Origin of the sequence: Commensalibacter communis (assembly GCF_947179105.1) — a bacterium.
Lineage (GTDB): Bacteria > Pseudomonadota > Alphaproteobacteria > Acetobacterales > Acetobacteraceae > Commensalibacter > Commensalibacter communis.
Genome location: NZ_CAMXCK010000003.1, coordinates 1 through 24,746, shown reverse-complemented (window position 1 = coordinate 24,746; position 24,746 = coordinate 1). Strand labels below are relative to the sequence as shown.

Sequence of the window (24,746 nt, the reverse complement as noted above, 5' to 3'; positions counted from 1 at the left end):
ACCAATTGGACTGTTTTTAACCCACCCAATTTTTATAATTTTAACTAATCAACAACCAACCCACTATCTTCGGTATAAACTAACTTAAACTTGAATAATTTATTTTGAACATTTTCTTGTAACCTATCCATTGACATTAATGAATGTACAGATCTTCCCCATCCCTGTTCATCATGAAAACGTATTTTTGCAGCATTAGGCCATTGTTGAATAATAAATTTATATTTGCTCATTCTTTGCCCAATAGCACACCGTTCATATCGACACCAAAATAAGAACAATATATTTTCTGTCATCACATGAATTGAATACACTTTATCTGTAGCAATAAAATGTTGATAATGTTGGTCTAATGCTTGGCAATGAAGTTCTTTCAGAAAAGCCAACGGCACTTGTTTTTTAAACGCTGAAACAAGTTTTTCAAATTCAGAGGCATGCCTTAAAACACTTATTGACTCATTGGCTCCTTTTTTCCCTTTTAAACAAATAAGAGAATTAAGTCCAATAGTAGGTGCAACAGTCATCAAAGAATGCGTATGAAAAACAGGAACATAGTGTTCCCCAGCATAAACAGGTTGTAAATAAACCCCTGTTAAAATAGGACCGTTTCTTTTAATAAGATGTAATGTTTTGTAATTTTGATAATTCTTTAACACACTCTTCCAATCGGATGTGATTATCTTTTTTTCTGAAGCCGTTAATCTTTTTAAAAATGCCATAAAATTATTCCTACTTAGAAAATATAGCTAATCCTCTATATCCCAAAAACTAATTTTTTTTGAATATTCTATTTGGAACACTTTTAAAGTATCATCAAAATCTTATGATTATTGAGTATATTCACCTTAATATAGATAATTACTAAAAAATCTATTTTTTCTGCAAATACCACTTGTTATATAAATGTTTATAACTTCATATTTATATAAAAAAAATATGCGAAAAATCATTAATTTACATATTGTTTTGATGATTTAATTTAAACTGAATTTTACCAATGCTATAAGTCATTTTATAGTCGATCTAAATCAATAAATGAACTTACTCAGTCACAATGAAATATTCAGGACTCTATTTATAAAAATTAAAATGAACAATTTAAGAAATATATTTTAATGAGTAAATAATATAATATTAATCACTTACCAAAACATATTTTAAAATGAATAAATTTTATGTAAGCTATTTTGATATAAAATTATTATTAAAATGCTAGGAAATTATTGTTAGCCTAATAACATTCAAGAATTTCTTATATTTTAGATATTATCAACTTAGTGTTAGGAAAAGCTGAGACTATCAGTTTTTCTGCTTGAGTTTACTATGGCTTCTAGTGACATGTCTTTGTCACCTCCTACTCTCGAATACAATTTGGTTTATTTATATCATTGCAAAACTGAACTATTGTTTTACAATCGAACGAAACATTGTCTTCACATGTGCTAATTAATCATTATAAACACTGGTACAAATCACCATGAAGCCAGCAGAACAGGATTCATAAGACTGTTATCATACGGATAAAATTTTGTAGACAAATAGATTGTTACTGAAACTCTGATAATAATCTTTATATTTTATTAAATTTTTAGCATATATTTTAAACATTTCAAAATATATACAATTCTATTGTTTTTCCTAATTCTCTACGACACCTATTGACTGAGAGTATACTCTCAATTCTAGGATGGTAACAGAATCTAGTTTTTACCATTCAAAAGGATCGTCAATGATGGCGCGATATTCACTCAGAAACTTACTTTTTATCAGTCTATTCAGCATATTGTGCCTCTATCCTTTTTTATCCGTCAAAGGTGCAGACATGTCCAATCAAGCCAATAATTTTTATCAAAGCCATGAAGTCACTAGCCAAAAAGTGACTTTTCAAAATCAATATCATATGAATGTTGTTGGTAATTTATTCTTACCTAAAAACCTTGATAAAACCATCAAACATCCTGCCATTATTGTTGGACACCCAATGGGTGCGGTCAAAGAACAAAGTGCCAATTTATATGCGATAAAAATGGCAGAACAAGGATTTGTAACTTTATCCTTAGACCTTTCTTTTTGGGGGGAAAGTGCTGGTACACCACGCAATGCTGTGTCCCCAGATATTTATGCCGAAGATTTCAGTGCCGCCGTTGATTTCCTTGGCAGTGAGCCTTTTGTAAATAAAGATAAAATCGGCGTTATAGGGATTTGTGGCAGCGGTAGTTTTGCGATCAGCGCAGCCAAAATTGATCCTCGCTTAAAAGCTATTGCAACCGTCAGCATGTATGATATGGGGGCTGCTAATCGTCACGGATTAAACCATTCTTTGACTTTGGAGCAAAGAAAGCAAATATTACAACGGACTGCTGACCAACGTTATGTTGAGTTTCAGGGCGGGAAAACTGAATATACCAGTGGAACGCCTGAAAAAATCAATGAGCATTCTAATCCGATTGAAAAGGAATTCTATGATTTTTACAGAACCCCAAGAGGTGAGTTTATTCCCAAAGGTCAGGATCCAGCAACTAATACGCACCCTACCCTGACCAGCAATATCAAATTTATGAATTTCTATCCATTTAATGATATTGAAACCATTTCCCCTCGCCCACTTTTATTCATTACTGGCGATCATGCTCATTCAAAAGAATTCAGTGAAGATGCCTATAATAAAGCTGCAGAACCAAAAGAACTTTATATCGTCCCCAATGCTGGGCATGTCGATTTATATGATCGTGTTGGGTTAATTCCATTTCAAAAATTAACCGATTTTTTTAACCATTATTTGAAATAGAATAAATAATATTACACAGCATCTTAAGAAGATATGATGTTGTGTAAATTCAAGTTACTCTTGAATCCCTAATTGCTTTAACGCTTCAGCTTTGCGTTCTTGTTGTTTTCTTTTTTCTTCATCTTGGCGTTGTTGCTCTGCTTGTTCTTTTTTTCGACGGTCATCAGCTAAAATCTGATTTTTTTCGTCACTCTCTTTGTAAATCTCTATACTGGCAAAATGTCCAGGATAATCAGAAACGCTTTTTACTTTGTCAGCATCAATAACTTGTGTAATAAAATTTACATGAATTTTAGGATCTTTTGTGGATACAAAATTATATTTTTTTGCAGTACCGCCATAATCTCTATATCCTCCATGATTATATTTTATATCTTTTTTACTTATAAAAGTAAGATGCAACATTTGAACAAATTCTTTTTTATCCCAGTTTACCTCGATTGTTTTACCCGCTACATTAGGATCACCACACCCTTCATGATACTGAGACCCATATGGAACATCATGATAATATTGGGCACTATCAAAAAATACCAATACCGCATAATTCCAATTTTTATAAGCTAGTCTCTCATTAATAAATTGGTCGTAAGAAACATCAAGAGTAATAAAATCTTTTATATATCGTACCGCCTCAGTATCCATACGTGTAGATTGATCCCCAATTGGTTGATATACTCTGTCTAATGGGACTATATCTGTAAACAACCCGTCTTTTCCTGACAATTGATTTCCAACGATTTTGATTGCCTTATTAATCACAAGGATTAAATCTTCTTTTTCTGATGGTTGTAATTGATATATATTTTCAAACTGAGACTCTTCAGGATAAAATACCAAGTTAACAATCGCTCTGCCTAAAAAGAAAAGCGCTACTAAAACTGCAATTGCTATACAAATGGCAATAATAATAGACCTTACGATCAGTTCAAAATCAGAATTACTCATTGATTCAATCTTCTTAAAATAATTTATTATTTTAAATTCACGATATTGATTTTACCTATACTATTTTAGTATGATAATCAAATATCATGTGGCATCTTCCTGTATCTTTTACCCAACCTTTATATCAGCAAGTCATCAACTTAATTGAACAGGCAATTATGCATGGACACTTATCGCCAGGGGAACGGTTACCTTCTGAACGAAAAATGAGTATGTTATTACAAGTTAATCGCTCTACGATCATTCATGCTTTGAATGAGCTAGCCGATCGAGGCGTTATTATTCGCAAAATCGGCAGTGGCTCTTTTGTTAATCCAGATAAATGGGGGTTACAAACACACCCGTTGATGAACTGGCAACCTTTAAAGTCGGCTTACACACAATTCCCCAAAGATGATTATGTTTTACAAATCCAACATTTGCGCAAAGAATGCATCGAACAACAAAAGTCAATCCAAGATATGGCAGCGGGGGATCTTTCACCAAATTTACTACCTGATTTGAACTTAACAAATTTACACATCAAAGACCTTTTATCACTGGAACAAGATGATGAGACAGCACTGCTTGGGCTTTATTCTTTCCGTCAAGCAGTGCAAAACCACATGCAACAACGATTAGGATTAAAAGTTGATTTATCTGAAATATTAATCACCACTGGCACACAACAAGCATTATTTTTGATCTCTCAAACCCTATTAAAACCAGGAGATCGCATTGGTGTAGAGGCTCCCTCTTCTTTTTATCGCCTACCAATCTTTCAAGCTGCTGGGTTGCGAATTTGTGCGTTGCCTATGGATGAAAATGGCGCAACTTTACAAGGCTTAAAAGCTTTAGTTCAGAAACATCCAATTAAAATGGTGTTCTTAAATCCTTTGTTCCAAAATCCTACGGGGTCTTGTATGGATCAAAAACGGAAGCAACACATACTAAAATATTGTCACCACTATCAAATCCCACTGATCGAAGATGACGCGTGTAGTATGCTGTCCTTTTCATCGAATATAAATATCACGCCTATCAAGGCCTTTGATACGCATCAACAAGTGATTTATATGGGGTCTTTGTCGAAATATATGGGCAAGAATATTCGTGCAGGTTGGATTATTGCGCCGAAATCTATCATTACTCAACTGGCACATGTTCGCCAGCAAATTGATGGTGGGTTGAGTGTTTTACCTCAATTATTAGCAGAGCATTATTTACGACATCAACTGGATCAACATTGTAGCCATTTGCAACAACAACTTGCTTTAAAAGCAAAGCTATTGGGTGAGTGGTTACAAACCTATCATAGCAATGATCTATCCTTTACCTCACCACAAGGCGGGTTATATTGTTATGCCAAATTTTATGAGGATAAACTTAAAGAGATACCAAAGATTTTACAAAGCTGGTTAACTCAAAAAATCACCATCGCCAAAGGTGAAGAATTCGGTGGAAAAGCTGGAGAAATTCGATTTAATTTCTCACAGTTTTAAGGATGATATAATCGAATCTTATGCTAACGGCATATCTGATTTCTTAATGGTTGGAATTTTAATATCATTGTTCGCCATTCCTTTTTCTCGCATTTTATCAATCCAGCATTTCTTTAGATTCAATTCAGCTCTTGGGTCTGCTTTTGGACCTAAATATATTCTCTCTAAATAGTTTTGAGATTGCCCATCTTGTGAATATTGATCGGCAAGATTTGTTCCATATTCAACGTAAACTCTATCTCCACCCTTTTTTATGACATCGTCCAAAATAGATGTCACATATAAAATACGACATTCAGCCTCCTCTTCAAAAGCAGCGTGTTTGGTTAAATAAATGATAGGAAGTAAAACTGTCGCTATTGCTTTGTAAATTTCATTTGGATTAGAAATTTTCTCTTCTTCCATTACGTTCTTAATTTGTTCAACCTTATCTTTTATTTGAACAAACAATTCTTTAATATCAGTTGTTATCTGGTTGATTGTTTGAATATACTCGTTCCAAGTTGTGTCAGGTTTTTTGATTGTATCATCAAAATAAAATGAGAGTTCACTACGATGCGCTATACTAATGTAATCTGTTTCTGGATTCATATAAATACAACGAAATAGTTGTAATTTTTTACGAGTGCTTTGCTTTTTAAGGTCATTATTTGACAATGCATTATTTTCTTTTTCCTTTGTGATAAAATTATTAGCCGTTGAGGATGCACTATCGGCTAGTAAGCTCATATTACTAAAAGAACTCCTCTGTGGATCAAAAGCAGAATCAAAAAACTGATGATTCATCACTAAGCAAAGCCCAGAACCATCTTTTCCATCTTGTTTTCCATATAATCTAAATTGATTTAATGAATTTTCGTTAAAGGTAAAGCTGGTTAAAAAAGCCATGCTATTGTCATTATAATCAAGCGGTATTTTCCATTCATTAAGAAGAATTTTCCCTTCGGTTGGATCATTCATATAATTTGCAATACCTAAGTGAAAGCTACCATTTTGGATAATTTTCTCTGCAACCTCAACTCTAGTATAGTGAGCAAAACAATTTTCTTTATCTTTAAAATCTTTAAAATTAATATGTAACTTTTGTTGAATATCTATCGTATATTTACAAAGATAATCAAATAGAATAAATATTTTTTCTATATTCTTTTTATTAAGGTGTAATCGATTATTTTTCAGGCAGATAACAATTTTTTGTTTAATATAAACACCTAAACCATTAATATAAGCATCACTTTGAAATAAGTTCTGGCACTCTAAAAAATTATCCCAATAAACAATTGTAAGATTTATATCTTGCGAAGATAGAGCTAACTCGTACTGAGCATTAGCATATACTACTTCATGATCTTCTCGATTAACATTGCTCCAATGAATACGTGCTTGTTTAATATCCTCTTTATCTAAAAATAACTGACCTAAACCATATTGTGCTTGGGCATATATTTTCTTATCAACTTCAGGACCAATTTTCTGAAAATACTCAATTACCTTTTCTCTTTTTTTTTCAATCCAAAAAGAATACCCTAATGCATATTGCGCTTGCATATATGTTTTTTTATCATCTTCCAAACAAACATTATTCCAATATTCACGTGCTTTTTGCATATCCCCATTTCGAGAATAAAAACTACCTAAGTTATATTGTGCATAAGCATAAGCAGTTGCATTGCCCTTTTTAAAGACGTTTTTCCAATGAACACAAGCCTGTTCTAAATTTCCTTCTATAGAATAAAAACTACCTAAATTATATTGAGCTTTAGTATATATTTTCGCGTCATCTTCAGGGTTAATCCTTTTCAAATAAAGACTAGCTTGTTCTAGATCATTTTCTCCACTGTAAGAATTCGCTAGATTAAATTGCGCTTGGGCATAGATACGTTTATCAATACGTTCAATGTTGTTCCAATAAACACGCGCTTGTTTTATATTGTTCTCTTTTAAAAACGAATTTCCTAAATTATATTGAGCTCTAACATATGCTTCTTTATTATCCTCTGGATTAACATTGCCCCAATAAATACGTGCTTGCCCTACATCTTCTTTATCATCAAATAGCTTACCTAAAGCAACTTGTGCATCTGCATAAATTTTTACATCATCTTCTTTAAGAACTTGATTTAAATAAACTTCAGCATTCTGCATGTCTCCTTTTTCAAGAGAAACAATCCCCAGATTTAATCGAGCCGTAGCATATGCTTCTACACTATCTTCTCGAGGCACATTCTGCCAATACTTACAAGCTTGCTTTATATCCCCTTTCTCTGAAAATAGTTGACCGAGAGTAACTTGGGCAGCCATATAAAACTTTAAGCCATCTTGTTCTAGAACTTGATTTAAATAAACTTCAGCACTCTGCATGTCTCCTTTTTCAAGAGAAACAATCCCCAGATTTAATCGAGCCGTAGCATATGCTTCTATACTGTCTTCTCTATGAACATTTTGCCAATATATACAAGCTTGTTCTAAATCTCCTCTTCCATACCAAGAATTCCCAATATTTAATTGCTTCAAAGCATAACCGCTTGTATTATCTTGATCGTTCATAGAGCTCACTTTATCCTTTACAAAATTTAAAATGCATACTGCATGCTGGATATGCTATAAATTTAAAAAAGATTTAAATAATCGAAATAATTGATAACTTCATATTCAATCATAAACTATCCCAACAACAATGCCGTTGCATACATTCCCACAGCAAAAAATGTATGTGCGACCAGCCCAAGAACACGGACAGTCCAGGCATTAGGTAATTTAGACGCTGTAAAGCCAAGTCCTAGGCCTGGTTGAAGGATAAACCAGCCTGCGCCCAATGTAATAATCCCCCAAATCCATACAGGCAGGAAAGTTGGATTGGCAAACCATTCATAACCACCATAAAGCGCGAAAATAACGCCATAGATAATCCCTACCGCATAATGAAAAATCCAACCTAATGCCAGTTCATGTTTATAAGGCGTTAACTCATCAATCGTATCATTGAATAATTTACCGTCTTTTAGGTTCCAAACCCATCGCCCTATGGGTGCCCAATTGGCTCTGGACTGTCCTGGCAAAGACCCAAAAATCACATCCCAAATATCCAAGACAATGGTCGCACCTATTCCAATTATAATGCCGTCTATTATTAAGCTCATCATGTATTTCACTCGTTAACAATTTGTTTTAATTTTCAGAAAACTATATCGTCATCTTGTTAAAAATAGATATAAAAAAAGAGTGAATATCATATGAACATAATTATCATACTCACTTTAATCGTCATCATTGTTTTATTGATACGATATAAAGAGCAATTAGATACAATTAAGTATCTAAAAATAAAGCATAAAGATAAAACAGTAAAAGCAATCAAACAAGCCTTAACCAGCTCCAGAAATAGTTTTAAAAGAGAATTGGGAGAACTCTTTTGCCCTTTCCAAGAGGGTTTTCCCTATCAAGCGCGAGACTGTATATTCATCGGAAACCCTATCGATTATATTATATTTAATAATCTAGAGGCATATCGTGCAGGTCAAAAGGAAATTGACGAGATAGAAATCGTTTTATTTGAAGTCAAAGCAACCTATTCGGCAAATCTGTCTAGCGTTCAAAATGCCATTGAGCATGCTGCTTTGACTAAAAAAGTTCAATTTCAACTTTATTCAAATTCAAATCATTCTCTTGATCGTTTAAAAAAAGAACAAAATGAACATTTCTGCCCTTTTCAAAGCGATTTTCCTTATAACCCACGGGATTGTCGTTTTGTGGGCAATTCTATTGACTATATTGTGTTCAACAATCTACAAGCCTATCGTGACGGTCAAAAAAGCGTAGATGATATAGAAATTATTCTTGTTGATATTAAACAAAATAACTCACCTGATTTATCCAAAGTCCAAAATGCTATTCACCACGCCATTGCCAACAAAAGAATCAGATGTAAAGTCTATAAATATGATGATGACATTGTAAGTAAAGCCAAAGCAACATTGATTGATAAATATTACAACTATTTATAAAGGATAAACCATCATGAACATTACCATTATCACTCTGTTGCTAATTATTATTGTTTTATTGATCTATTATATTAAAAAATTAGAAACGATCTCAGTAATCGAAAGACATCATCGACAAGAAATCAATGCGTTAAAAAAAGACCCTTATAAAGATATGAACGCCCTAAGAGCCGAAAAAGATAAAGAAATACAAGTTCTAGAAGAAAAACTAAAGAATTTACAAAACGAATATTACAGGGGGATTAAGTTACCAATAAAACAAGCATTAACCAGTTCCAGAAATGCGTTTAAGAGAGAAATTGGAGAGATATTTTGTCCATTCCATGAAGGGTTTCCTTATCATCCAAAAGATTGCACTTTTATTGGCAATCCAATTGATTATATTATTTTCAATAATTTAGACGGATATCGTGACGGAGAAAAGAATATAGAAGATATTGAAGTTATCTTCTTTGAAGTGAAAACAATCCATTCTGCTCACTTATCCAAAGTTCAAAAAGCCATCAAATATGCAGTGGAAAATAAAAAGGTAAAATTTAAAACTTACCAATATGATGAAGCTACCATCAACAAAGGCAAAACTATCCTACTTGAAAAATATAACTAGTATAATTTCACCGCCATTGCTTGGTCTATAAAAGATTGAATATAGGGCAACTCTTGATCCTTTTTACGTATTCCTACATGAATATGCTTGGATATGCCATGTTTCCCTAAACGAACGGGTGCAATCTTGAATTGCTTCATATTTTCTTTGACCAACCACAAAGGCAAAGCCGTTACTCCACGGTGACTTTCCACCATTTGTAAGATAATATCGGTTGTCTCAATCGTTTTATGTTGATGCGGCACGATTCCCGCAGGAATCAGAAATTGGCTGTAAATATCTAAACGATCGGCTGGCACAGGATACGTGATTAAGATTTCGTTCAATAAATCCGTAGGTTGAATATATTTCTTATCCTTTAAAGGATGATTTTTACCCACAACTAAAATCTGTTCATAATCAAAAACAGGCTGGAACAATAAATCTTCTTTAAAAATAGGATCAGGCGTTACCAACAAATCTATTTCATAATTTTCCAGCGCATCCAACCCACCAAATTTAAATTTTTGCTTTACATCAATATCGATATTTGGCCATGCTTCTAAATAAGGGGAAACGACCTTTAACAACCATTGATAACAAGGGTAACATTCCAATCCAATTCGTAAATTGCCCGCTTTACCCTCGGCATATTGCTGGATCATCATTTCCGCATGATTAAGCTGCGGCAAAATACGGCTGGATAATGATAATAAATATAATCCTGCTTGGGTTAATCGCAAATACCGACCGTCCCTGACCCACAACGCCACCCCTAATTGTCGTTCTAGTTTTTTTATCGTATGGCTTAATGCAGATTGGCTGAGGCATAATGTTTCAGCAGCTTTGGTCAAAGATTTTTGTTTATCGAGCTCTTGAATAATTTCTAAATGAATAATTTCCAGCATATTTTTATCCCTGTTGATTATCACGAACCATACTATGAATATAATGCATAGTTCAATGAATTAATATCATTTTTATTTCTAGTTTGCCTTGCCTATCATGCCTGTAATTCACGTTATACAGGAAAATAAACTCATGGTGACCACACATAATCTTGGCTTCCCGCGGATCGGTGTTAAAAGAGAACTCAAATTCGCTTTGGAAGCCTATTGGAATGGTTCTGAACCTCAAGAAGCCCTCATCAAAACAGGTAAAGCATTAAGACAAACCCACTGGCAGCATCAAAATCATTTAAATTATATTCCAGTAGGTGATTTTTCTTTTTACGACCATATTTTGGATGCCAGCTTTTTATTAGGAAATATCCCAACCCGTTCAGTGAAACAAAATGATACGATCTTAGATCAATATTTCCGCGTTGCCAGAGGGCGTTCCGTCAATGATATTACAGACGATAATCATAGTTTTGCAGGGGAAATGACGAAATGGTTTGATACGAATTATCATTATATTGTCCCTGAATTTACCAACGACACAAAATTTTCGCTAAATCCAGAACATTTATTACAACAGATCAAAGAAGCCCAACAGATTAACCCTCATGTGAAACCTGTTCTGATTGGACCTGTCAGTTATTTATATATTGGCAAAACCTATGGTAATCGCGATAAAATAAGCCTCTTACCACAACTGATCGAAATCTATCAACAACTCTTAAAAACGCTTGCTGAACATGATGTGCAATGGGTACAGCTTGACGAGCCGATCTTAGTCACTGAACTTTCTGAGGCTTGGAACAACGCGTTTGTTTCGACCTATCAAGTGTTAAATACGCCCAACATCAATATCCTAATCGCCACTTATTTTGGACAGTTAAAAGAGAACCTGCCTTTATTGGCATCTCTACCTGTACAAGCCGTTCATTTAGATACTATCAATGGATTTGACGAAATTAACCCACTGATTAATGCCATTACAGATAATAAAATAATCTCTTTAGGGGTTATTAATGGGCGTAATATTTGGAAAAGCGATCTAAACGCGATCTTACAATGGTTAGAACCTATTTCTCAACAATTAGGCGATCGTTTATGGATCGCACCTTCTTGTTCTTTACTGCACGTTCCTGTTGATTTAAATCAAGAACAAAAATTAGATCCTGAGTTACAATCTTGGATTGCATTTGCATTACAAAAACTAGAGGAAATCAATATCCTTGCCACCGCCTTAAATCAAGGAGCATCTTCTGTCCAACAAGCCTTAAATGATAATCAATCTGCAATCAATAGCCGTAAAAACTCTGATCGCACCCATAATCCAGCCGTGCGCCATGTTCGCTCTTTAATTACCCAAAAATTAGGACAACGCAAAAGCAATTACGCTAAACGATTTAAAAAACAACAAGCCATTTTAAACCTTCCGCACTTTCCGACCACCACCATTGGATCTTTTCCTCAAACTGCTGATATTCGTAAAGCTAGAAATCAGTTCAAAAAAGGATTGATTGACTTCAAAACCTATGAAACGGCAATGCACAAAGAAATTGCCTTTTGTATTGAACAACAAACCAAACTAGAGCTTGATGTCTTTGTTCATGGCGAAGCAGAACGCAATGACATGGTTGAATATTTCGGCGAGCAACTGAACGGTTACGCCATCAGCCAACATGGTTGGGTGCAATCTTATGGATCACGCTGTGTCAAACCCCCTATTTTATACGGAGACATCTCTCGCCCAATTCCAATGACCATCGAATGGATTAAATACGCACAATCCATGACCAATAAACCCGTCAAAGGAATGCTGACTGGCCCCGTTACCATCTTGAATTGGTCTTTCGTCAGAGACGATCAACCCAGATCAGAAAGTTGCTATCAACTCGCCATGGCGATCAGAGCTGAAGTCTTGGATCTTGAAAAAGCTGGTGTTCAAATCATTCAAATTGATGAAGCTGCATTACGTGAAGGTCTGCCTTTACGTCGTTCACAATGGAATGAGTATCTGAATTGGGCAATTGACGCTTTCCGTATTACGGCCAATGGTGTGCAAGACGAAACACAAATTCATACGCATATGTGTTACTCTGAGTTCAATGATATTATTGCCGCAATTGCATCTATGGATGCGGATGTGATTACCATTGAAACCTCTCGTTCTAATATGGAGCTACTGGAAGTCTTTGAACAATTTAAATATCCAAACAGTATCGGGCCAGGCGTATATGATATTCACTCTCCTAATATTCCTTCAACCGAGCAAATCATTCAATTAATGGACAAGGCCAAACAATTAATCCCTGTGCAACATTTATGGATTAATCCAGACTGTGGGTTGAAGACACGTCAGTGGAAAGAGGTCATTCCTGCCCTTGAACATATGGTAAGTGCAGCGAAACATCTACGAAAAAACACCATTAATGACCAATTTTATGCATCGATTACGACACATTAATCGTTAAATTATTCTATGGTTTCTATTTCTTTGCTTTTTCGTATAAAAGCAAAGAAATAGTATATTAAAACTAAAATTTAAAGCTCTATCAATGATTGATTTTAAGAAGAAAAAAGTTTGAGTATGTTAAATAATAAAATAGAGCAATCTTCTCAACCAATATCACAACGCTTAAAATCTGTTGATATGTTACGAGGGATCGTTATTCTCATCATGATTATCGATCATATCAGAGAGACTTTTTTCTTGCATTTGCAAGTCTCTGACCCGATGGATGTTTCGATAACGCCTCTGGATTTATATCTCAGCCGATCGCTTGCCCATATATGTGCCCCTATTTTTGTGTTTCTGACGGGTTTATCGGCTTATTTATATGGACAAAAACAACAGCATAAAAGCGATGTCAGTCGTTTTTTGCTTATTCGTGGATTGTTTCTGGTTGTATTAGAAATCACTGTGATTAATTTTGCTTGGACGTTTGAATTCCCACCCCATCGACTGTTTTTACAAGTCATTTGGGCAATTGGGTTAAGTATGATCGCTTTATCCGCACTTATCTGGCTGCCAAGAACCATATTGCTTACCCTAGCAATCATCATTATTGCTGGACATAATCTTTTAGATCATATTCATTTTTCGAATGAGTCTGCCTTATATATACCATGGGCAATCATTCATGATCGTGTTTGGGTAAATATTGGGGATATACTGACGTTTCGTACCACTTATCCTGTCTTACCGTGGATTGGTGTTATTTCCATTGGATATTATTGTGGATCATGGTTTAAATCCACTTTTCCTGCACAGCAACGCCAAAAGAATCTACAACTTAGCGCATTGTTACTCTTATCGTCTTTTATCATTATCAGAATGACAAATATTTACGGAGATCATCCATGGATTTATGGCAGCTCAACGACTGAAACCCTCATGAGTTTTTTTAATATTACTAAATACCCACCTTCTTTCTTATTTCTGTTAATCACGTTAAGTATTGGTTTCTTTTTACTGTCTTTCCTAGAACGTTTTCAACATGCTTTTATATTGAAATACGCAGCAATCTTTGGCAGCGTTCCATTATTTTTCTATATCCTTCATTTATTCGTTCTGAAATTTATGTATCTTGGCGCTGTATATCAATTTGGTAAAAATAAAGGGGATTATTTTGGATTTAATGAAGTTTGGCAATTATGGGCTTGTTGGCTTGTGTTAATTTTCTTACTATATCCATTCGTGCGTCTCTTTTCCAACTATAAAGCAACGCATAAACATATTCATTGGCTAAAATATTTATAGTGCTGAACAGAGCCAGACATGCTTAAGAGACATACAAAGAAAATATTGGTTCCTCCTTTTCTGATTTTACATTCCATAGGATGTAATTGTGCATATTGTAGCGAAACAAAAGCAGAAAAGAAACATGGTTTCTGGGCCGACAGTGTAACTTCTATTGTTAATCGCACCGTTTACGACACGAGGAAATATCCAGACGTTAAGACCTCCCCCAATTACGCGACCGAATGGGGCTATGGATTAATGGCCAGTTTTCAGTCTGGCTTTACCCCTGGCTTCGTCGGGTTCGGCATTGATGCTCAAAGCTATACAGGATTAAAATTGCAAGCCAAAGGACGCACGGGGCGCATTCGATTATTACGAAAAAATGCTGATGGCAGCGTGCAAGATTTTTACAATCGCACAGGGGGTGCCGCCAAAGTAAGGCTGCATTCTACAGTTGCTAAATACGGTATAATGCGTCCCAAAACGCCGATATTTAGCTCTTCTGACACAAGGTTACTACCAGAAACATCCACAGGACTATTGCTAACCAGTAACGAAGTTAAGAAACTAACCCTACAAATAGGACATTTTACTGCTAATGCCGATCGTAATGCGACCAAAAATCATAATGATCTGATCGTCAATTATTTAAACCCATCCTTTAGAAAAGGAAAATCATTTGATTTTGTGGGTGGAACTTATACTGGAATTAAAGAACTTTCTTTGACATCTTATGTCGGGCGGTATCATAATAGTTGGATGACTTATTATATAAACGGTAATTACAAACATCATTTGACGCATCATCAAATGATTATCTTGGATCTGCAATTTTATCACAGTCATAATATAGGCAAATCCTATGCGGGAAAAATTAATAATAACACGGCCAGTTTAGCTGCGACTTATCAACTCGGCGTGCATAAATTCTCTGCTGCTTATCAAAAAGTCCACGGGAATACACCCTTTGATTATGTCACCAGAGGCGCAATCTGGCTGCCCAATGCAACGCAATTATCTGATTTTAACGGCCCACATGAACAATCTTGGCAAGTCAGCTATGAACTGGATTTATCCCTGATCGGTATTCATGGTCTTTCTATAAGCTCTGCTTTTATCAGAGGAACAGGGATTGATGGCACGAAGATGACACAAAAGAGTGCCTATTATTGGTTGGGATATGGCAAAAACGGCAAACATTGGGAGCATGAGCTGATGGCTAGATATGTCGTTCCAAAAGGCTGGGCAAAGAAACTGAATATTACTGCCAGACACAGTATTCATCAAGCGAACAAAGCTCAATCAGAAATTAATACCAATCAATTCAGAGTAGCCGTGGAATATCCAGTTGTATGGTAAGGAACAACTGTTATTTATATTAAACAAGTTGCTCCTTAAGTTATAATATTATTTATGCTGTTCTGGCTGTTGAATAATCACTTGACCAGTTGGGCTTACACCATATTTTTGACCAATTGTTGTCAAAATTAATGTTGCATTATAAGCATTTTGTGGCGCGGTCTGTTCGTTCGCAAAGCATTCTATGTTATATGCGATCTCTGCGGGTCCTGTTGTAACCACTTGTGGCACACCATAAAATGGGTCATTCCACACTGGTGATCCCCAAGCGCCAGGACCCCAAGCACCTGGTCCCCAAAATCCTGGACCGCCGCCCCAATATCCACCGCCATATCCACCACCTGCATAAGTCACTTCTCTTTGTGGTTTTTTATGAACATTACTAGAGCTATTCATAACAATAAAATATTGGTATCCATTTTGAATTGTTGTTTGAGCAGCTTTAATCAATGTAATATTTTGCGCAGCAGCATAGCTAATATTATCATTTGCAGTATAAGAAATACGAAATGTTTGCTTGTTTAAGGGATATGCACTGAAATCCCCCAGCTGATTAAAAGGTAAAGGAGTGTCCGATGCACATCCAGAAATTGCCACCACCACGGCGAGTGCTGGTAAAAAAGAAAAAAACTTCATCCTTAATCATTCCTTTACATTTAATGGAAAGTTATCACTTATAAAAAAAATACTAATAAATAATAAGGTATTCATATTATTTGCTGTTCTACAATATATTTATTCTTTCAATTATTTCAACAATCGCAATAAACTCTTTTGTTTTTCTTTGCTTCTAATTCTGATAATTTATAGCTTTCGTATTATACCTACATTTTCAAACCTTTTTTTATGTTTTATACCTTCTTATGTTACCTGTATCTTTAACGCAACTTATTCGAAATAAAGCATTTGAACTGGGATTTGATCAGTTTGGTATTTGCAAAGCACAACTGTCACCAGAAAAAGCACAACAGTTAAACGAATTTATTGATAGGAAACGCCACGGAGAAATGCAATGGTTAGAAGATCGTTCCTTTCAGCGATCCAGCCCAGACCATTTATGGCCAGAAGTCAAATCTGCTATCGTTTTAGGTGTTAATTATGGCCCCAACATTGATCCATTAGCCAACTTAAACCATCCCGAGATAGGGAATATCTCTGTTTATGCACGACACAGAGATTATCACGACATGATTAAAGGATGGTTAAAACATTTGGCACAATATATCATCAAAGAAGCTAAACCATTTATAACTCCAACCGATCAAGTCAAAGTATTTGTCGATACCGCCCCCATTATGGAAAAACCTTTGGCGCAACAAGCTGGACTGGGGTGGCAAGGCAAGCATACCAATTTGGTTTCGCGTCAATTTGGCAGCTGGCTTTTCTTAGGGGAGATTTTGACGACATTAGAGCTACCGCCCTCTCAAACTTCTAAAAACCATTGCGGCAGTTGCAACCAATGTTTACAAGCCTGTCCCACCAATGCTTTCCCTGCACCGTTTCAACTGGATGCGACACGCTGCATTTCATATTTAACCATTGAATATAGTGGTGCTATTCCCATCGAATTTCGAAAATCCATTGGTAATCGTGTTTACGGATGCGATGATTGTTTAGCTGTTTGCCCTTGGAATCATTTTGCTCAACATAGTCGCCATATCAAATTACAAGCTCGCCAAGAGCTGAATAAGCCACTATTAAAAGAATTTTCCCATTTTACCGAAGAAGAATTCAGACAATTTTTCTCTGGATCGCCCGTCAAACGAATTGGATATATACGCTTTATTCGGAATGTGTTGATTGCACTAGGCAATTCTCAACAGCAATCCTTGCTATGCCATGCCCAATTATGGGCAAACCACGACAATGCGATTATCCAAGAAACCGCCCAATGGGCCATAGAACAGTTAAAATCATGAGCAATCCTTATTTACAAAAACGCAGCTTACGCCTTTCTGGTCATAAAACCAGTGTGGCTTTGGAAAAAGAATTTTGGCAACTATTGGAACAATCTGCTCAAAAACAACAACTCTCTTTGTCTGCATTGATTATGTCTATTGATACAGACCGAGACCCAAATCGCCCTCTTTCTTCGGCTTTACGATTGGCAGCATTGGCGTTTGCGTCTTCAACAGGCGAACGATAAACATATTGCCTTTTGCTGCAAAAATAGTAGACTTACACTCTCTTTATAATTTTTATTGTTAAGCACATGGCGTTTATTGGAAAAGTTTTTGGTACTGTTGCTGGTTTTGCTGCGGGGGGACCTATGGGTGCCTTACTGGGTGCAGCCTTAGGACATGCCGCAGACAAAAATACATTGTTAGATCCCCCTGCTGGTGGATGGACAGAACAATGGAAACGTAAAATCTCGCCTGACTTTATGGGTGCCGCAAGTTATATTGCTGTCAAAATGGCGGTTAGTACAGGAAAAAAAGACCAAGCCTTAGCCTTGTGTATGATTATTCTGTCCGCAAAGATCGCCAAATGTGATGGATCTGTCAATCGTAAAGAAATCGATGCTTTTAAACGCTTCTTTGCAGTACCAGCTCAGCAGCAACCCGCCATTGGAAAATTGTTTGACCAAGCACGCCAACGGGTTGACGATTATCCAAAATTTGCAGAAGAGCTGGCGGTGGCTTTTAAAGATGAAAAAAGCAAACTCGAAAATCTTTTGATCCTCCTTTTCGCTATTGCCAAGGCAGACTCAGATCCCTCAACCCCATTACATCCCGAAGAAGAAAAATTCTTACGTCAGGTTCATAAAATCTTTGAATTGCCGCAGTCGGCATGGGATTATGCGATGAACGGTGGCACTCTACGCAGTGTAGCGGAAGAGCAAAATCCATATGAAGCACTTGAAATCCATAGCAATGCCACCGATGAAGAAATACGCAATCAATGGCGTAAGCTGGTTCGCGAACATCATCCTGATGTCATGGCTGCCAAAGGCGCAAATGAAACTGAGATGGCAGAATCAGCAATTAAAATTGTTAAAATCAATGCTGCTTGGGATTATATCAAACGAAATCGTAGTTTATAATTATCAAACAGATTATTTATCATTAATATATCTACGATTCTATTTACCACTTCTTGTTTTATATCAATATTTTACAACAAGATCTAAAATAATAATGTGATTATAGTACAACATTTCATCAAGATACGTTTATTTTTTATTCTGCCCACAACCTTTTTTCTGTTGTTTAGAAATGAATCTGCTATGGTCAAAACGCAATCTGTGCAAAAAATTAGATATCAATATAATCAAAGCCTATCGCACGATATGACTTGGTATATTTGATATAGTCTATGGAATTAATAAAACCACTTGAGAGGCAAAATGGATTTGAATAACAGTAATATTTCTCATTCTTTACAGCCTCAAACAAAGAAAAAACAAAAAATGCGTCGTCTCTCTTATATCACTTTGACTGTTGGTTTATCTCTTTTCGCAAGTGCATGTACGGCACCAATTCCCAAAGATCCAGAAGCCTTGGCTGAATATAAACGCAATAATGATAAATACGAACCTACAAACCGTGAAATGTATAATCTCACGACCACAGTTGATAAATATACTCTTCGCCCCGTTGCCAAAGCGTATGTTTGGGCCGTGCCAAAAGTAGTTCGCAAATCTCTGAGCAATATGATTACAACAATGAATGAACCTGTTGTGTTCTTTTCTGATGTTGGCGCTGGCAAACCAAGACGTGCTGGCGATACCTTTGCTCGTTGGTGTATCAATATGGTTGCTGGTGTTGGTGGTTTTATCGATGTTGCCTCTATGGTTGGGTATGAACATCATGATACGACCCCAGGCATGACCTTGGCTTCTTGGGGAATTAAATCAGGTCCTTATTTATTTGTACCCTTTATGGGACCATCAAGCTTTCGTGAAGCAGGTGGCTCTATTATCGCTGTTGGTTTACAGCCATTTAACTATGTCCCCAGAGGATATGGCTTGATTACTTTTAACTGGGCATATAATATCCTAGGTGTAATTAGCTCTAGAGCGGACTATCTTGATGCAATGGATCAATTACAAAGAGATTCGTTGGATCCTTATGCAACCATTCGTAGCGCATACCAACAACAACAAAGTGCTGAGATCAAAGAGCTCATCAATGACCACAGAGCCACAACGCCAGCTTGGTATATAAAATAAGTTAGGAATTATATAATGAAGATTTACTCTTGTCGTTTTCTTTTTTCTATAGCCACAGTTTCAAGTATATTATTATCCAGTAATATAGTTCCTTATTCTCCTCTTGCTATTCCAGGTGCACATGCACAAAAATCTTATTCAGGCACAGAATTAAGACAATGGCTCGAAGCCACAGGTAATAAAATGGTTTCTGTTGTGAATAGCAATAAATCCGCAAGAGAGAAGAAAGAACAGTTTTTAACAATTTTAAATCAAGATGTTGATGTTGACACAATCGCTAAATTTTGCCTTGGTCGTTTTTGGCGTATCGCAACACCAGAACAACAAAAAGAATATGTTCAATTATTTCACCAGGTATTAATCAATTCTATCACTGACCGTTTGGGCGAATATAAAGGCGTTTCTTTTGACATTGGCAAAGTTTCTACAGTTGAAGGTGGTAGGTTCTCAATTGAAACCATTCTTCATCGTCCAAAACAGCCAAATGTCTCGATACAATGGGTTATCAGTACAGAAAGCGGATCCCCAAGAGTGGTTGATATTATTGGCGAAAATGCCTCTTTATCAGTGACACAACGAGGTGATTATACTTCTTTTATTGCTCGTCACGGTAATAATGTCTCCGCATTAATTGATGCATTAAAACGTCAAATTTCAAAACACCCATAATAGCTTGGCTCCAAAGCTATATATTTAATCAAAAGCCAGGAAGTTTCTTATCCTGGCTTTTTTCGTTTCAACCTTTACAAGCACAGAGGATATAAATTTATGCCTACTCCTCAATTTTCAGATGATTTTATTCAAGAGCTTGAGCAACTCTTTTCTTGGCGCAGAGATGTCAGACATTTCCAATCAAAACCCGTTGATAATCATATCCTTGACCAGCTATTATACGTTGCCTCATTAGCACCTTCAGTCGGGCTCAGCCAACCTTGGCGATATATAAAGGTTGAAACCCCTGCCCTACGTGAGCAAATTTACTCGCTTTTCGAAGAGTGTAATCAACAAGCTGCGCAAGAATATGCTTCTGAACAACAACAAATGTACTCAAATCTAAAACTATCTGGTCTGAATGATGCTCCACATCATATTGCTGTTTTTTCAGAAATAAACCCCGCACAGGGCAAGGGATTAGGAAGGCAGACCATGCCAGAAACGACAAATTATTCAACCGTTATGTCAATTTTTAGTTTTTGGTTGGCTGCCAGAGCTTACGGTATTGGGGTTGGATGGGTTTCTATTTTGCCTCCTGCAAAAGTAAAGTCTATTTTAACGGTTCCAGAGGATTGGAATTTTATTGCCTATTTATGTGTAGGCTATCCTCAATTTCAGAATATAACTCCAGAACTAGAGGAAAAAGGTTGGGAAAAGCGTAATCCTGAACGACAGCAATGGATCGTTAAATAGACTAGTAAGAACATCACGTATAAATAATCTCTAATTGATCTTATAAATATCTTTTGATTTTTCAATTTATATGTTTTTCTATATGTATATTATTTTGCTTACTATAATTTATATATAACGAGCGAATTTAATTCTCCAATTTTATAAAAATATAGAAACAGGACGATTATGAGCAATTCTTCATCAGGGGCTTCTGACAAATTCGAAGCCCGTCAAAATTCATTCACGTACTATCCCGTCGCATTAAGCGTCATGACAACCGTTTTCTTCATGTGGGGATTTTTGACGTGTCTAAATGATATTCTTATTCCACATTTAAAGACCGTATTTGAATTAAACTATGCCCAAGCCATGTTGGTCCAATTCACATTCTTTGGTGCATATTTTCTAATGTCTATACCAGGAGGGAAAATTGTTTCCTCGCTCGGATATAAAAAAGGCATTGTCACTGGTCTTATTATTGCGGCAATTGGCGCATTTGGGTTTTGGCCTGCGGCTATTTCCTCTAATTATTACATTTTCTTACTTGCACTTTTTATTCTTGCAACTGGAATAACAATTTTACAAGTTGCCGCCAATCCGTATGTTACCTTATTAGGCTCTCAGAAAACCAGCTCTAGCCGACTAAACTTGGCTCAAGCATTTAATGCTTTGGGAACCACTGTAGCCCCCTATCTTGGTGGTATTCTTATTCTAGTGGGTGCTTCTTATACTTTACCAAAAGATGTGGCAACAGCTCCAGAAACAATTCAATTAATTTCTACACTTGAAAATAAACCAACCACGGATATTCAATCTGCATTCAATCAAGCAAAGCCTGAGAATGTTGCCTATGCTTTAAAAAATATTCCACCTTTCATTTTTAACAAACTTTCGAATGAATTACTATTAGAACAAGCTAATCGCCTTCCCCCTGAAATATTGGGAACTGTATTAAGCGATATACCAACTGAACAAAAGTTATATATTCTCAGTAATATTCCAGCGGAAAAATTAGAGCAATTACCTGCCGATGCTTTAGTGCAATCAATGGATGGTCTTGTTACAACTTCACTTGATCCTAACCAAACGAATATGCTGCAAAAGTTAAAAAGTGAAATAACGCCCGCAGCTAAACAAAAAATGCAAGAATATCGGAATAATCAAGCCAAATCAGTTCAAAAACCATATGCAATTTTGGGTATTATTCTTTTATTACTTGCTGGTTTCGTGGCCATCTTTAAACTTCCCGAAAATAAAGATCAAGCAGAAGAAAGCAAAAACACACCTCATTCTCTTAAAGATGTATTTCAATATCCTCATGCTGTTCTTGGTGCATTAGGAATTTTCTTTTATGTCGGTGCCGAAGTATCAGTCGGCAGTTTTATGATAAGCTATTTAACATTACCTGATATTGGTCGGATGACTGAACAAGTTGCCTCCCAATATGTCGCTTTTTTCTGGGGAGGTGCGATGGTTGGACGTGTCATAGGATCAGCATTAATGGTAAAAATATCCCCACGCAAATTATTGTCTCTTTGTGCAATTGTTAATCTGTGTTTATTAGTTATTACCATGCTATCCTCTGGAAATGTTGCTGTATATTCTATTATCTCCATTGGTTTATTTAACTCTATTATGTTCCCGACGATTTTCTCTTTAGCTATTACAGGAATGGGAATTTTGACAGAACAAGCATCAAGTTTAGTGGTAATGGCTATTGTCGGAGGGGCAGTGATCCCATTTGCTCAGGGTTTTATCGCTGATAGCATTGGATTACACCATGCTTTCTTATTACCACTTCTTTGTTATGTATATATTTTATATTATGGCGTTAGCGGAGCAAAGCCTTCTAAAACTGTTATAGAGCAATCATAGATTTATTGTTTACTGGGCAATGTTTTGTTGCCCAGTAAAACCCAGCCCTATCAACATCAATTAAGAATAACAACTTTCTATTTTTTAATAATTTTCCACAATTTTTCACCGTGTTTGAGAATATATAACGTTTTTAAGAAAGGTACTTTCTTGCCCAAAACTTTATATATCTCAGAAGCCTTTATTGGTTTAGAAAGTTTTTTAAAGTCAATTAATTCTTGATAGCAACTGCCGTCTTGCTTAGGATCATCATAACGATATCCATTTTGTACTATGCCACTTGCCTTACCATAAGCAACAATTCCTTCTCCGTTGGCATATAAAAAAACAATATCATCTTTTTTTATTTTTTTTATACTCTCTTTCCACGGAGAGCTAAAGGCTTCAATGCGCTCCTCATCCATCATGCGCGCATGATCTGCTACATTATTCCCTTTATTTGTATTAAATAGAAAATATCTTATAACATTCTCTTCTGACTCTATGATATCATCATCCATGGTGTTGATATATTGATATGCCTGTTCTAATCCAGTTTTTAATAGATTGACCATTACTTCATTTTTAGAAGTTTCAAGGTAATCGACTAATCCTTCAATTTGAGAAGCAATCTCTTCAGTCATACGAATCGTTGTCGCAACGGTTTCTTTTTTATTTTGTTCATTATTTTCTATCATAGAAATAATACCAGCCATACTCTCCTCCAATCTTTTTTTATAATTTTTATTTGATTTGATAATTAAATCATTATTAATACAAAAAACATTATATATAAACTTAAAAATATACGTTCTATAACAAGAGCAACACTCATTTAATTTACTTTATTTTTTTCTGGTCATTTCTATTGTACAAAATATATTTAAATTACGGTAACTACTCATATCGTATATACTATTGAATATATAAAGCTTATCAACTAATAAATAACTTTTATACAGCATATTTAATAGATTCAAAAAAAATTAATAACCTATATAAAAAAAATTCTTTCAAAAATTTAAAAAAATTAAAATATAATTCATCATTAATTAACAATAAATGTACAATCAATCAAAAAGCTTATTTTTTTTATAATAAAATCTTAGAGAGCTGAAAAAATAAAACGATACACTATCAATATAATATATATATTTTACATATTATAAATATTCTTTATTTTTGAATCAAAATGGAAATAAAATTTAATTATTTTTAAATTTGTTTTGACTCTATTATAATTATGTATATATTACGAGTAGTTAGGTTTTTATATTTCAGGGTACAAACTACAAATAAAGTATAATAAATAAATAATAAATATAAATAAATTAAGTTGAATAATAAAGAATGAAAACTTCTAATATAAAAGTTAACAAATTCTTATATCTTATTTACTTAAAGGTAGTAATAAATGAGTGATTTATTAAAAGGTGAAGATTTATTAGATGATTTGGATGATTTTGGACAAGATGGTGGTATTTTACCGATACAAGCGAGGAGTTTTATAGCGCCTAGATCTGTTGGAATT

The 24,746-nt window shown here is 35.2% G+C and carries 21 protein-coding genes; 14 read left to right on the top strand and 7 right to left on the bottom strand.

The genetic code is table 11. The features are described from left to right. Positions 1 to 44: 44 nt before the first annotated feature. The gene (locus PQG52_RS06740) at positions 45 to 719 is read right to left on the bottom strand and encodes a hypothetical protein (protein ID WP_271828659.1); all 675 of its coding nucleotides are present in this window, start codon (positions 717 to 719) and stop codon (positions 45 to 47) included. Positions 720 to 1,729: 1,010 nt separating this feature from the next. Here PQG52_RS06740 and PQG52_RS06735 point away from each other — a divergent pair. Then, positions 1,730 to 2,788 (top strand): alpha/beta hydrolase, encoded by a 1,059-nt coding sequence (locus PQG52_RS06735; protein ID WP_271828658.1) that lies wholly within the window; start codon positions 1,730 to 1,732, stop codon positions 2,786 to 2,788. A gap of 54 nt (positions 2,789 to 2,842) precedes the next feature. Here the strand turns inward: PQG52_RS06735 and PQG52_RS06730 are convergent, their stop codons facing one another. After that, the gene (locus tag PQG52_RS06730) at positions 2,843 to 3,736 is read right to left on the bottom strand and encodes a hypothetical protein (protein WP_271828656.1); all 894 of its coding nucleotides are present in this window, start codon (positions 3,734 to 3,736) and stop codon (positions 2,843 to 2,845) included. An 86-nt stretch (positions 3,737 to 3,822) separates the two neighbouring features. Here PQG52_RS06730 and PQG52_RS06725 point away from each other — a divergent pair, with 86 nt between their 5' ends. Continuing rightward, positions 3,823 to 5,217 carry an aminotransferase-like domain-containing protein gene (locus tag PQG52_RS06725; RefSeq protein WP_271828655.1) on the top strand — a complete coding sequence of 465 codons (1,395 nt, stop codon included), beginning with the start codon at positions 3,823 to 3,825 and terminating at the stop codon, positions 5,215 to 5,217. 18 nt (positions 5,218 to 5,235) lie between these two features. On the opposite strand, the gene PQG52_RS06720 is transcribed toward PQG52_RS06725, so the two are convergent. Further along, positions 5,236 to 7,764, bottom strand: coding sequence for a tetratricopeptide repeat protein (locus PQG52_RS06720; RefSeq protein WP_271828654.1), 2,529 nt, complete (start codon positions 7,762 to 7,764; stop codon positions 5,236 to 5,238). A 116-nt stretch (positions 7,765 to 7,880) separates the two neighbouring features. Further along, positions 7,881 to 8,360 (bottom strand): DUF2938 domain-containing protein, encoded by a 480-nt coding sequence (locus PQG52_RS06715; protein WP_271828653.1) that lies wholly within the window; start codon positions 8,358 to 8,360, stop codon positions 7,881 to 7,883. 90 nt (positions 8,361 to 8,450) lie between these two features. Between PQG52_RS06715 and PQG52_RS06710 the strand changes: the two genes are divergently transcribed. Beyond that, positions 8,451 to 9,221: a Holliday junction resolvase-like protein gene (locus tag PQG52_RS06710; RefSeq protein WP_271828652.1), complete on the top strand. Its 771-nt coding sequence runs from the start codon at positions 8,451 to 8,453 to the stop codon at positions 9,219 to 9,221. Between the two features lie 13 nt (positions 9,222 to 9,234). After that, a complete protein-coding gene (locus PQG52_RS06705) occupies positions 9,235 to 9,828 on the top strand; it encodes a Holliday junction resolvase-like protein (protein ID WP_271828651.1) in 594 nt (197 codons plus the stop codon). Here PQG52_RS06705 and PQG52_RS06700 read toward each other — a convergent pair. Continuing rightward, complete coding sequence (locus PQG52_RS06700; protein ID WP_271828649.1) at positions 9,825 to 10,715, bottom strand: LysR family transcriptional regulator; 891 nt, start codon at positions 10,713 to 10,715, stop codon at positions 9,825 to 9,827. The two genes, PQG52_RS06705 and PQG52_RS06700, sit on opposite strands and share 4 nt — an antisense overlap. 133 nt (positions 10,716 to 10,848) lie before the next feature. On the opposite strand from PQG52_RS06700, the gene metE reads away from it, so the two are divergent. From metE to PQG52_RS06685, 3 genes are all read left to right on the top strand, one after another. Next, a complete protein-coding gene (metE, locus tag PQG52_RS06695) occupies positions 10,849 to 13,164 on the top strand; it encodes a 5-methyltetrahydropteroyltriglutamate--homocysteine S-methyltransferase (protein WP_271828648.1) in 2,316 nt (771 codons plus the stop codon). Between the two features lie 123 nt (positions 13,165 to 13,287). Further along, positions 13,288 to 14,460 (top strand): DUF1624 domain-containing protein, encoded by a 1,173-nt coding sequence (locus tag PQG52_RS06690; protein ID WP_271828646.1) that lies wholly within the window; start codon positions 13,288 to 13,290, stop codon positions 14,458 to 14,460. 18 nt (positions 14,461 to 14,478) lie between these two features. Continuing rightward, positions 14,479 to 15,801, top strand: coding sequence for an OprD family outer membrane porin (locus PQG52_RS06685; protein ID WP_271828643.1), 1,323 nt, complete (start codon positions 14,479 to 14,481; stop codon positions 15,799 to 15,801). Positions 15,802 to 15,849: 48 nt separating this feature from the next. On the opposite strand, the gene PQG52_RS06680 is transcribed toward PQG52_RS06685, so the two are convergent. Then, positions 15,850 to 16,437, bottom strand: coding sequence for a CC0125/CC1285 family lipoprotein (locus PQG52_RS06680; RefSeq protein WP_271828641.1), 588 nt, complete (start codon positions 16,435 to 16,437; stop codon positions 15,850 to 15,852). A gap of 227 nt (positions 16,438 to 16,664) precedes the next feature. Here PQG52_RS06680 and queG point away from each other — a divergent pair, with 227 nt between their 5' ends. The 7 genes from queG to gluP all read left to right on the top strand — a co-directional run bounded on the left by queG (position 16,665) and on the right by gluP (position 23,236). Beyond that, positions 16,665 to 17,720 carry a tRNA epoxyqueuosine(34) reductase QueG gene (queG, locus tag PQG52_RS06675; RefSeq protein ID WP_271828640.1) on the top strand — a complete coding sequence of 352 codons (1,056 nt, stop codon included), beginning with the start codon at positions 16,665 to 16,667 and terminating at the stop codon, positions 17,718 to 17,720. After that, the gene (locus tag PQG52_RS06670; protein ID WP_271790267.1) at positions 17,717 to 17,947 is read left to right on the top strand and encodes a ribbon-helix-helix domain-containing protein; all 231 of its coding nucleotides are present in this window, start codon (positions 17,717 to 17,719) and stop codon (positions 17,945 to 17,947) included. The genes queG and PQG52_RS06670 overlap by 4 nt, the downstream gene beginning before the upstream one ends. Before the next feature lie 66 nt (positions 17,948 to 18,013). Continuing rightward, a complete protein-coding gene (locus tag PQG52_RS06665; protein WP_271828638.1) occupies positions 18,014 to 18,844 on the top strand; it encodes a TerB family tellurite resistance protein in 831 nt (276 codons plus the stop codon). Positions 18,845 to 19,210: 366 nt separating this feature from the next. Then, the gene (locus tag PQG52_RS06660) at positions 19,211 to 19,972 is read left to right on the top strand and encodes an MlaA family lipoprotein (protein WP_271828890.1); all 762 of its coding nucleotides are present in this window, start codon (positions 19,211 to 19,213) and stop codon (positions 19,970 to 19,972) included. 15 nt (positions 19,973 to 19,987) lie between these two features. After that, entirely contained in the window at positions 19,988 to 20,641 is a 654-nt protein-coding gene (locus tag PQG52_RS06655; RefSeq protein WP_271828636.1) for an MlaC/ttg2D family ABC transporter substrate-binding protein, read from the top strand. Positions 20,642 to 20,740: 99 nt separating this feature from the next. Beyond that, positions 20,741 to 21,379 (top strand): 5,6-dimethylbenzimidazole synthase, encoded by a 639-nt coding sequence (gene bluB / locus PQG52_RS06650; protein ID WP_271828635.1) that lies wholly within the window; start codon positions 20,741 to 20,743, stop codon positions 21,377 to 21,379. A gap of 168 nt (positions 21,380 to 21,547) precedes the next feature. Continuing rightward, positions 21,548 to 23,236 carry a glucose/galactose MFS transporter gene (gene gluP / locus PQG52_RS06645; RefSeq protein ID WP_271828633.1) on the top strand — a complete coding sequence of 563 codons (1,689 nt, stop codon included), beginning with the start codon at positions 21,548 to 21,550 and terminating at the stop codon, positions 23,234 to 23,236. Positions 23,237 to 23,313: 77 nt separating this feature from the next. Here the strand turns inward: gluP and PQG52_RS06640 are convergent, their stop codons facing one another. Further along, positions 23,314 to 23,931, bottom strand: coding sequence for a hypothetical protein (locus PQG52_RS06640; RefSeq protein WP_271828632.1), 618 nt, complete (start codon positions 23,929 to 23,931; stop codon positions 23,314 to 23,316). Positions 23,932 to 24,746: the final 815 nt, after the last annotated feature.

Bases quoted from the DNA above. Each gene is read 5' to 3' on its own strand.
- PQG52_RS06725 (WP_271828655.1), top strand. From the start codon at position 3,823: ATGTGGCATCTTCCTGTATCTTTTACCCAACCTTTATATCAGCAAGTC.
- PQG52_RS06720 (WP_271828654.1), bottom strand. From the start codon at position 7,764: ATGAACGATCAAGATAATACAAGCGGTTATGCTTTGAAGCAATTAAAT.
- metE (WP_271828648.1), top strand. From the start codon at position 10,849: ATGGTGACCACACATAATCTTGGCTTCCCGCGGATCGGTGTTAAAAGA.
- bluB (WP_271828635.1), top strand. From the start codon at position 20,741: ATGCCTACTCCTCAATTTTCAGATGATTTTATTCAAGAGCTTGAGCAA.
- PQG52_RS06715 (WP_271828653.1), bottom strand. From the start codon at position 8,360: ATGATGAGCTTAATAATAGACGGCATTATAATTGGAATAGGTGCGACC.
- PQG52_RS06660 (WP_271828890.1), top strand. From the start codon at position 19,211: ATGCGTCGTCTCTCTTATATCACTTTGACTGTTGGTTTATCTCTTTTC.
- PQG52_RS06700 (WP_271828649.1), bottom strand. From the start codon at position 10,715: ATGCTGGAAATTATTCATTTAGAAATTATTCAAGAGCTCGATAAACAA.
- PQG52_RS06705 (WP_271828651.1), top strand. From the start codon at position 9,235: ATGAACATTACCATTATCACTCTGTTGCTAATTATTATTGTTTTATTG.
- PQG52_RS06655 (WP_271828636.1), top strand. From the start codon at position 19,988: ATGAAGATTTACTCTTGTCGTTTTCTTTTTTCTATAGCCACAGTTTCA.
- PQG52_RS06690 (WP_271828646.1), top strand. From the start codon at position 13,288: ATGTTAAATAATAAAATAGAGCAATCTTCTCAACCAATATCACAACGC.
- gluP (WP_271828633.1), top strand. From the start codon at position 21,548: ATGAGCAATTCTTCATCAGGGGCTTCTGACAAATTCGAAGCCCGTCAA.
- PQG52_RS06680 (WP_271828641.1), bottom strand. From the start codon at position 16,437: ATGAAGTTTTTTTCTTTTTTACCAGCACTCGCCGTGGTGGTGGCAATT.
- PQG52_RS06685 (WP_271828643.1), top strand. From the start codon at position 14,479: ATGCTTAAGAGACATACAAAGAAAATATTGGTTCCTCCTTTTCTGATT.
- PQG52_RS06735 (WP_271828658.1), top strand. From the start codon at position 1,730: ATGATGGCGCGATATTCACTCAGAAACTTACTTTTTATCAGTCTATTC.
- PQG52_RS06710 (WP_271828652.1), top strand. From the start codon at position 8,451: ATGAACATAATTATCATACTCACTTTAATCGTCATCATTGTTTTATTG.
- PQG52_RS06740 (WP_271828659.1), bottom strand. From the start codon at position 719: ATGGCATTTTTAAAAAGATTAACGGCTTCAGAAAAAAAGATAATCACA.
- PQG52_RS06640 (WP_271828632.1), bottom strand. From the start codon at position 23,931: ATGGCTGGTATTATTTCTATGATAGAAAATAATGAACAAAATAAAAAA.
- PQG52_RS06670 (WP_271790267.1), top strand. From the start codon at position 17,717: ATGAGCAATCCTTATTTACAAAAACGCAGCTTACGCCTTTCTGGTCAT.
- PQG52_RS06665 (WP_271828638.1), top strand. From the start codon at position 18,014: ATGGCGTTTATTGGAAAAGTTTTTGGTACTGTTGCTGGTTTTGCTGCG.
- PQG52_RS06730 (WP_271828656.1), bottom strand. From the start codon at position 3,736: ATGAGTAATTCTGATTTTGAACTGATCGTAAGGTCTATTATTATTGCC.
- queG (WP_271828640.1), top strand. From the start codon at position 16,665: ATGTTACCTGTATCTTTAACGCAACTTATTCGAAATAAAGCATTTGAA.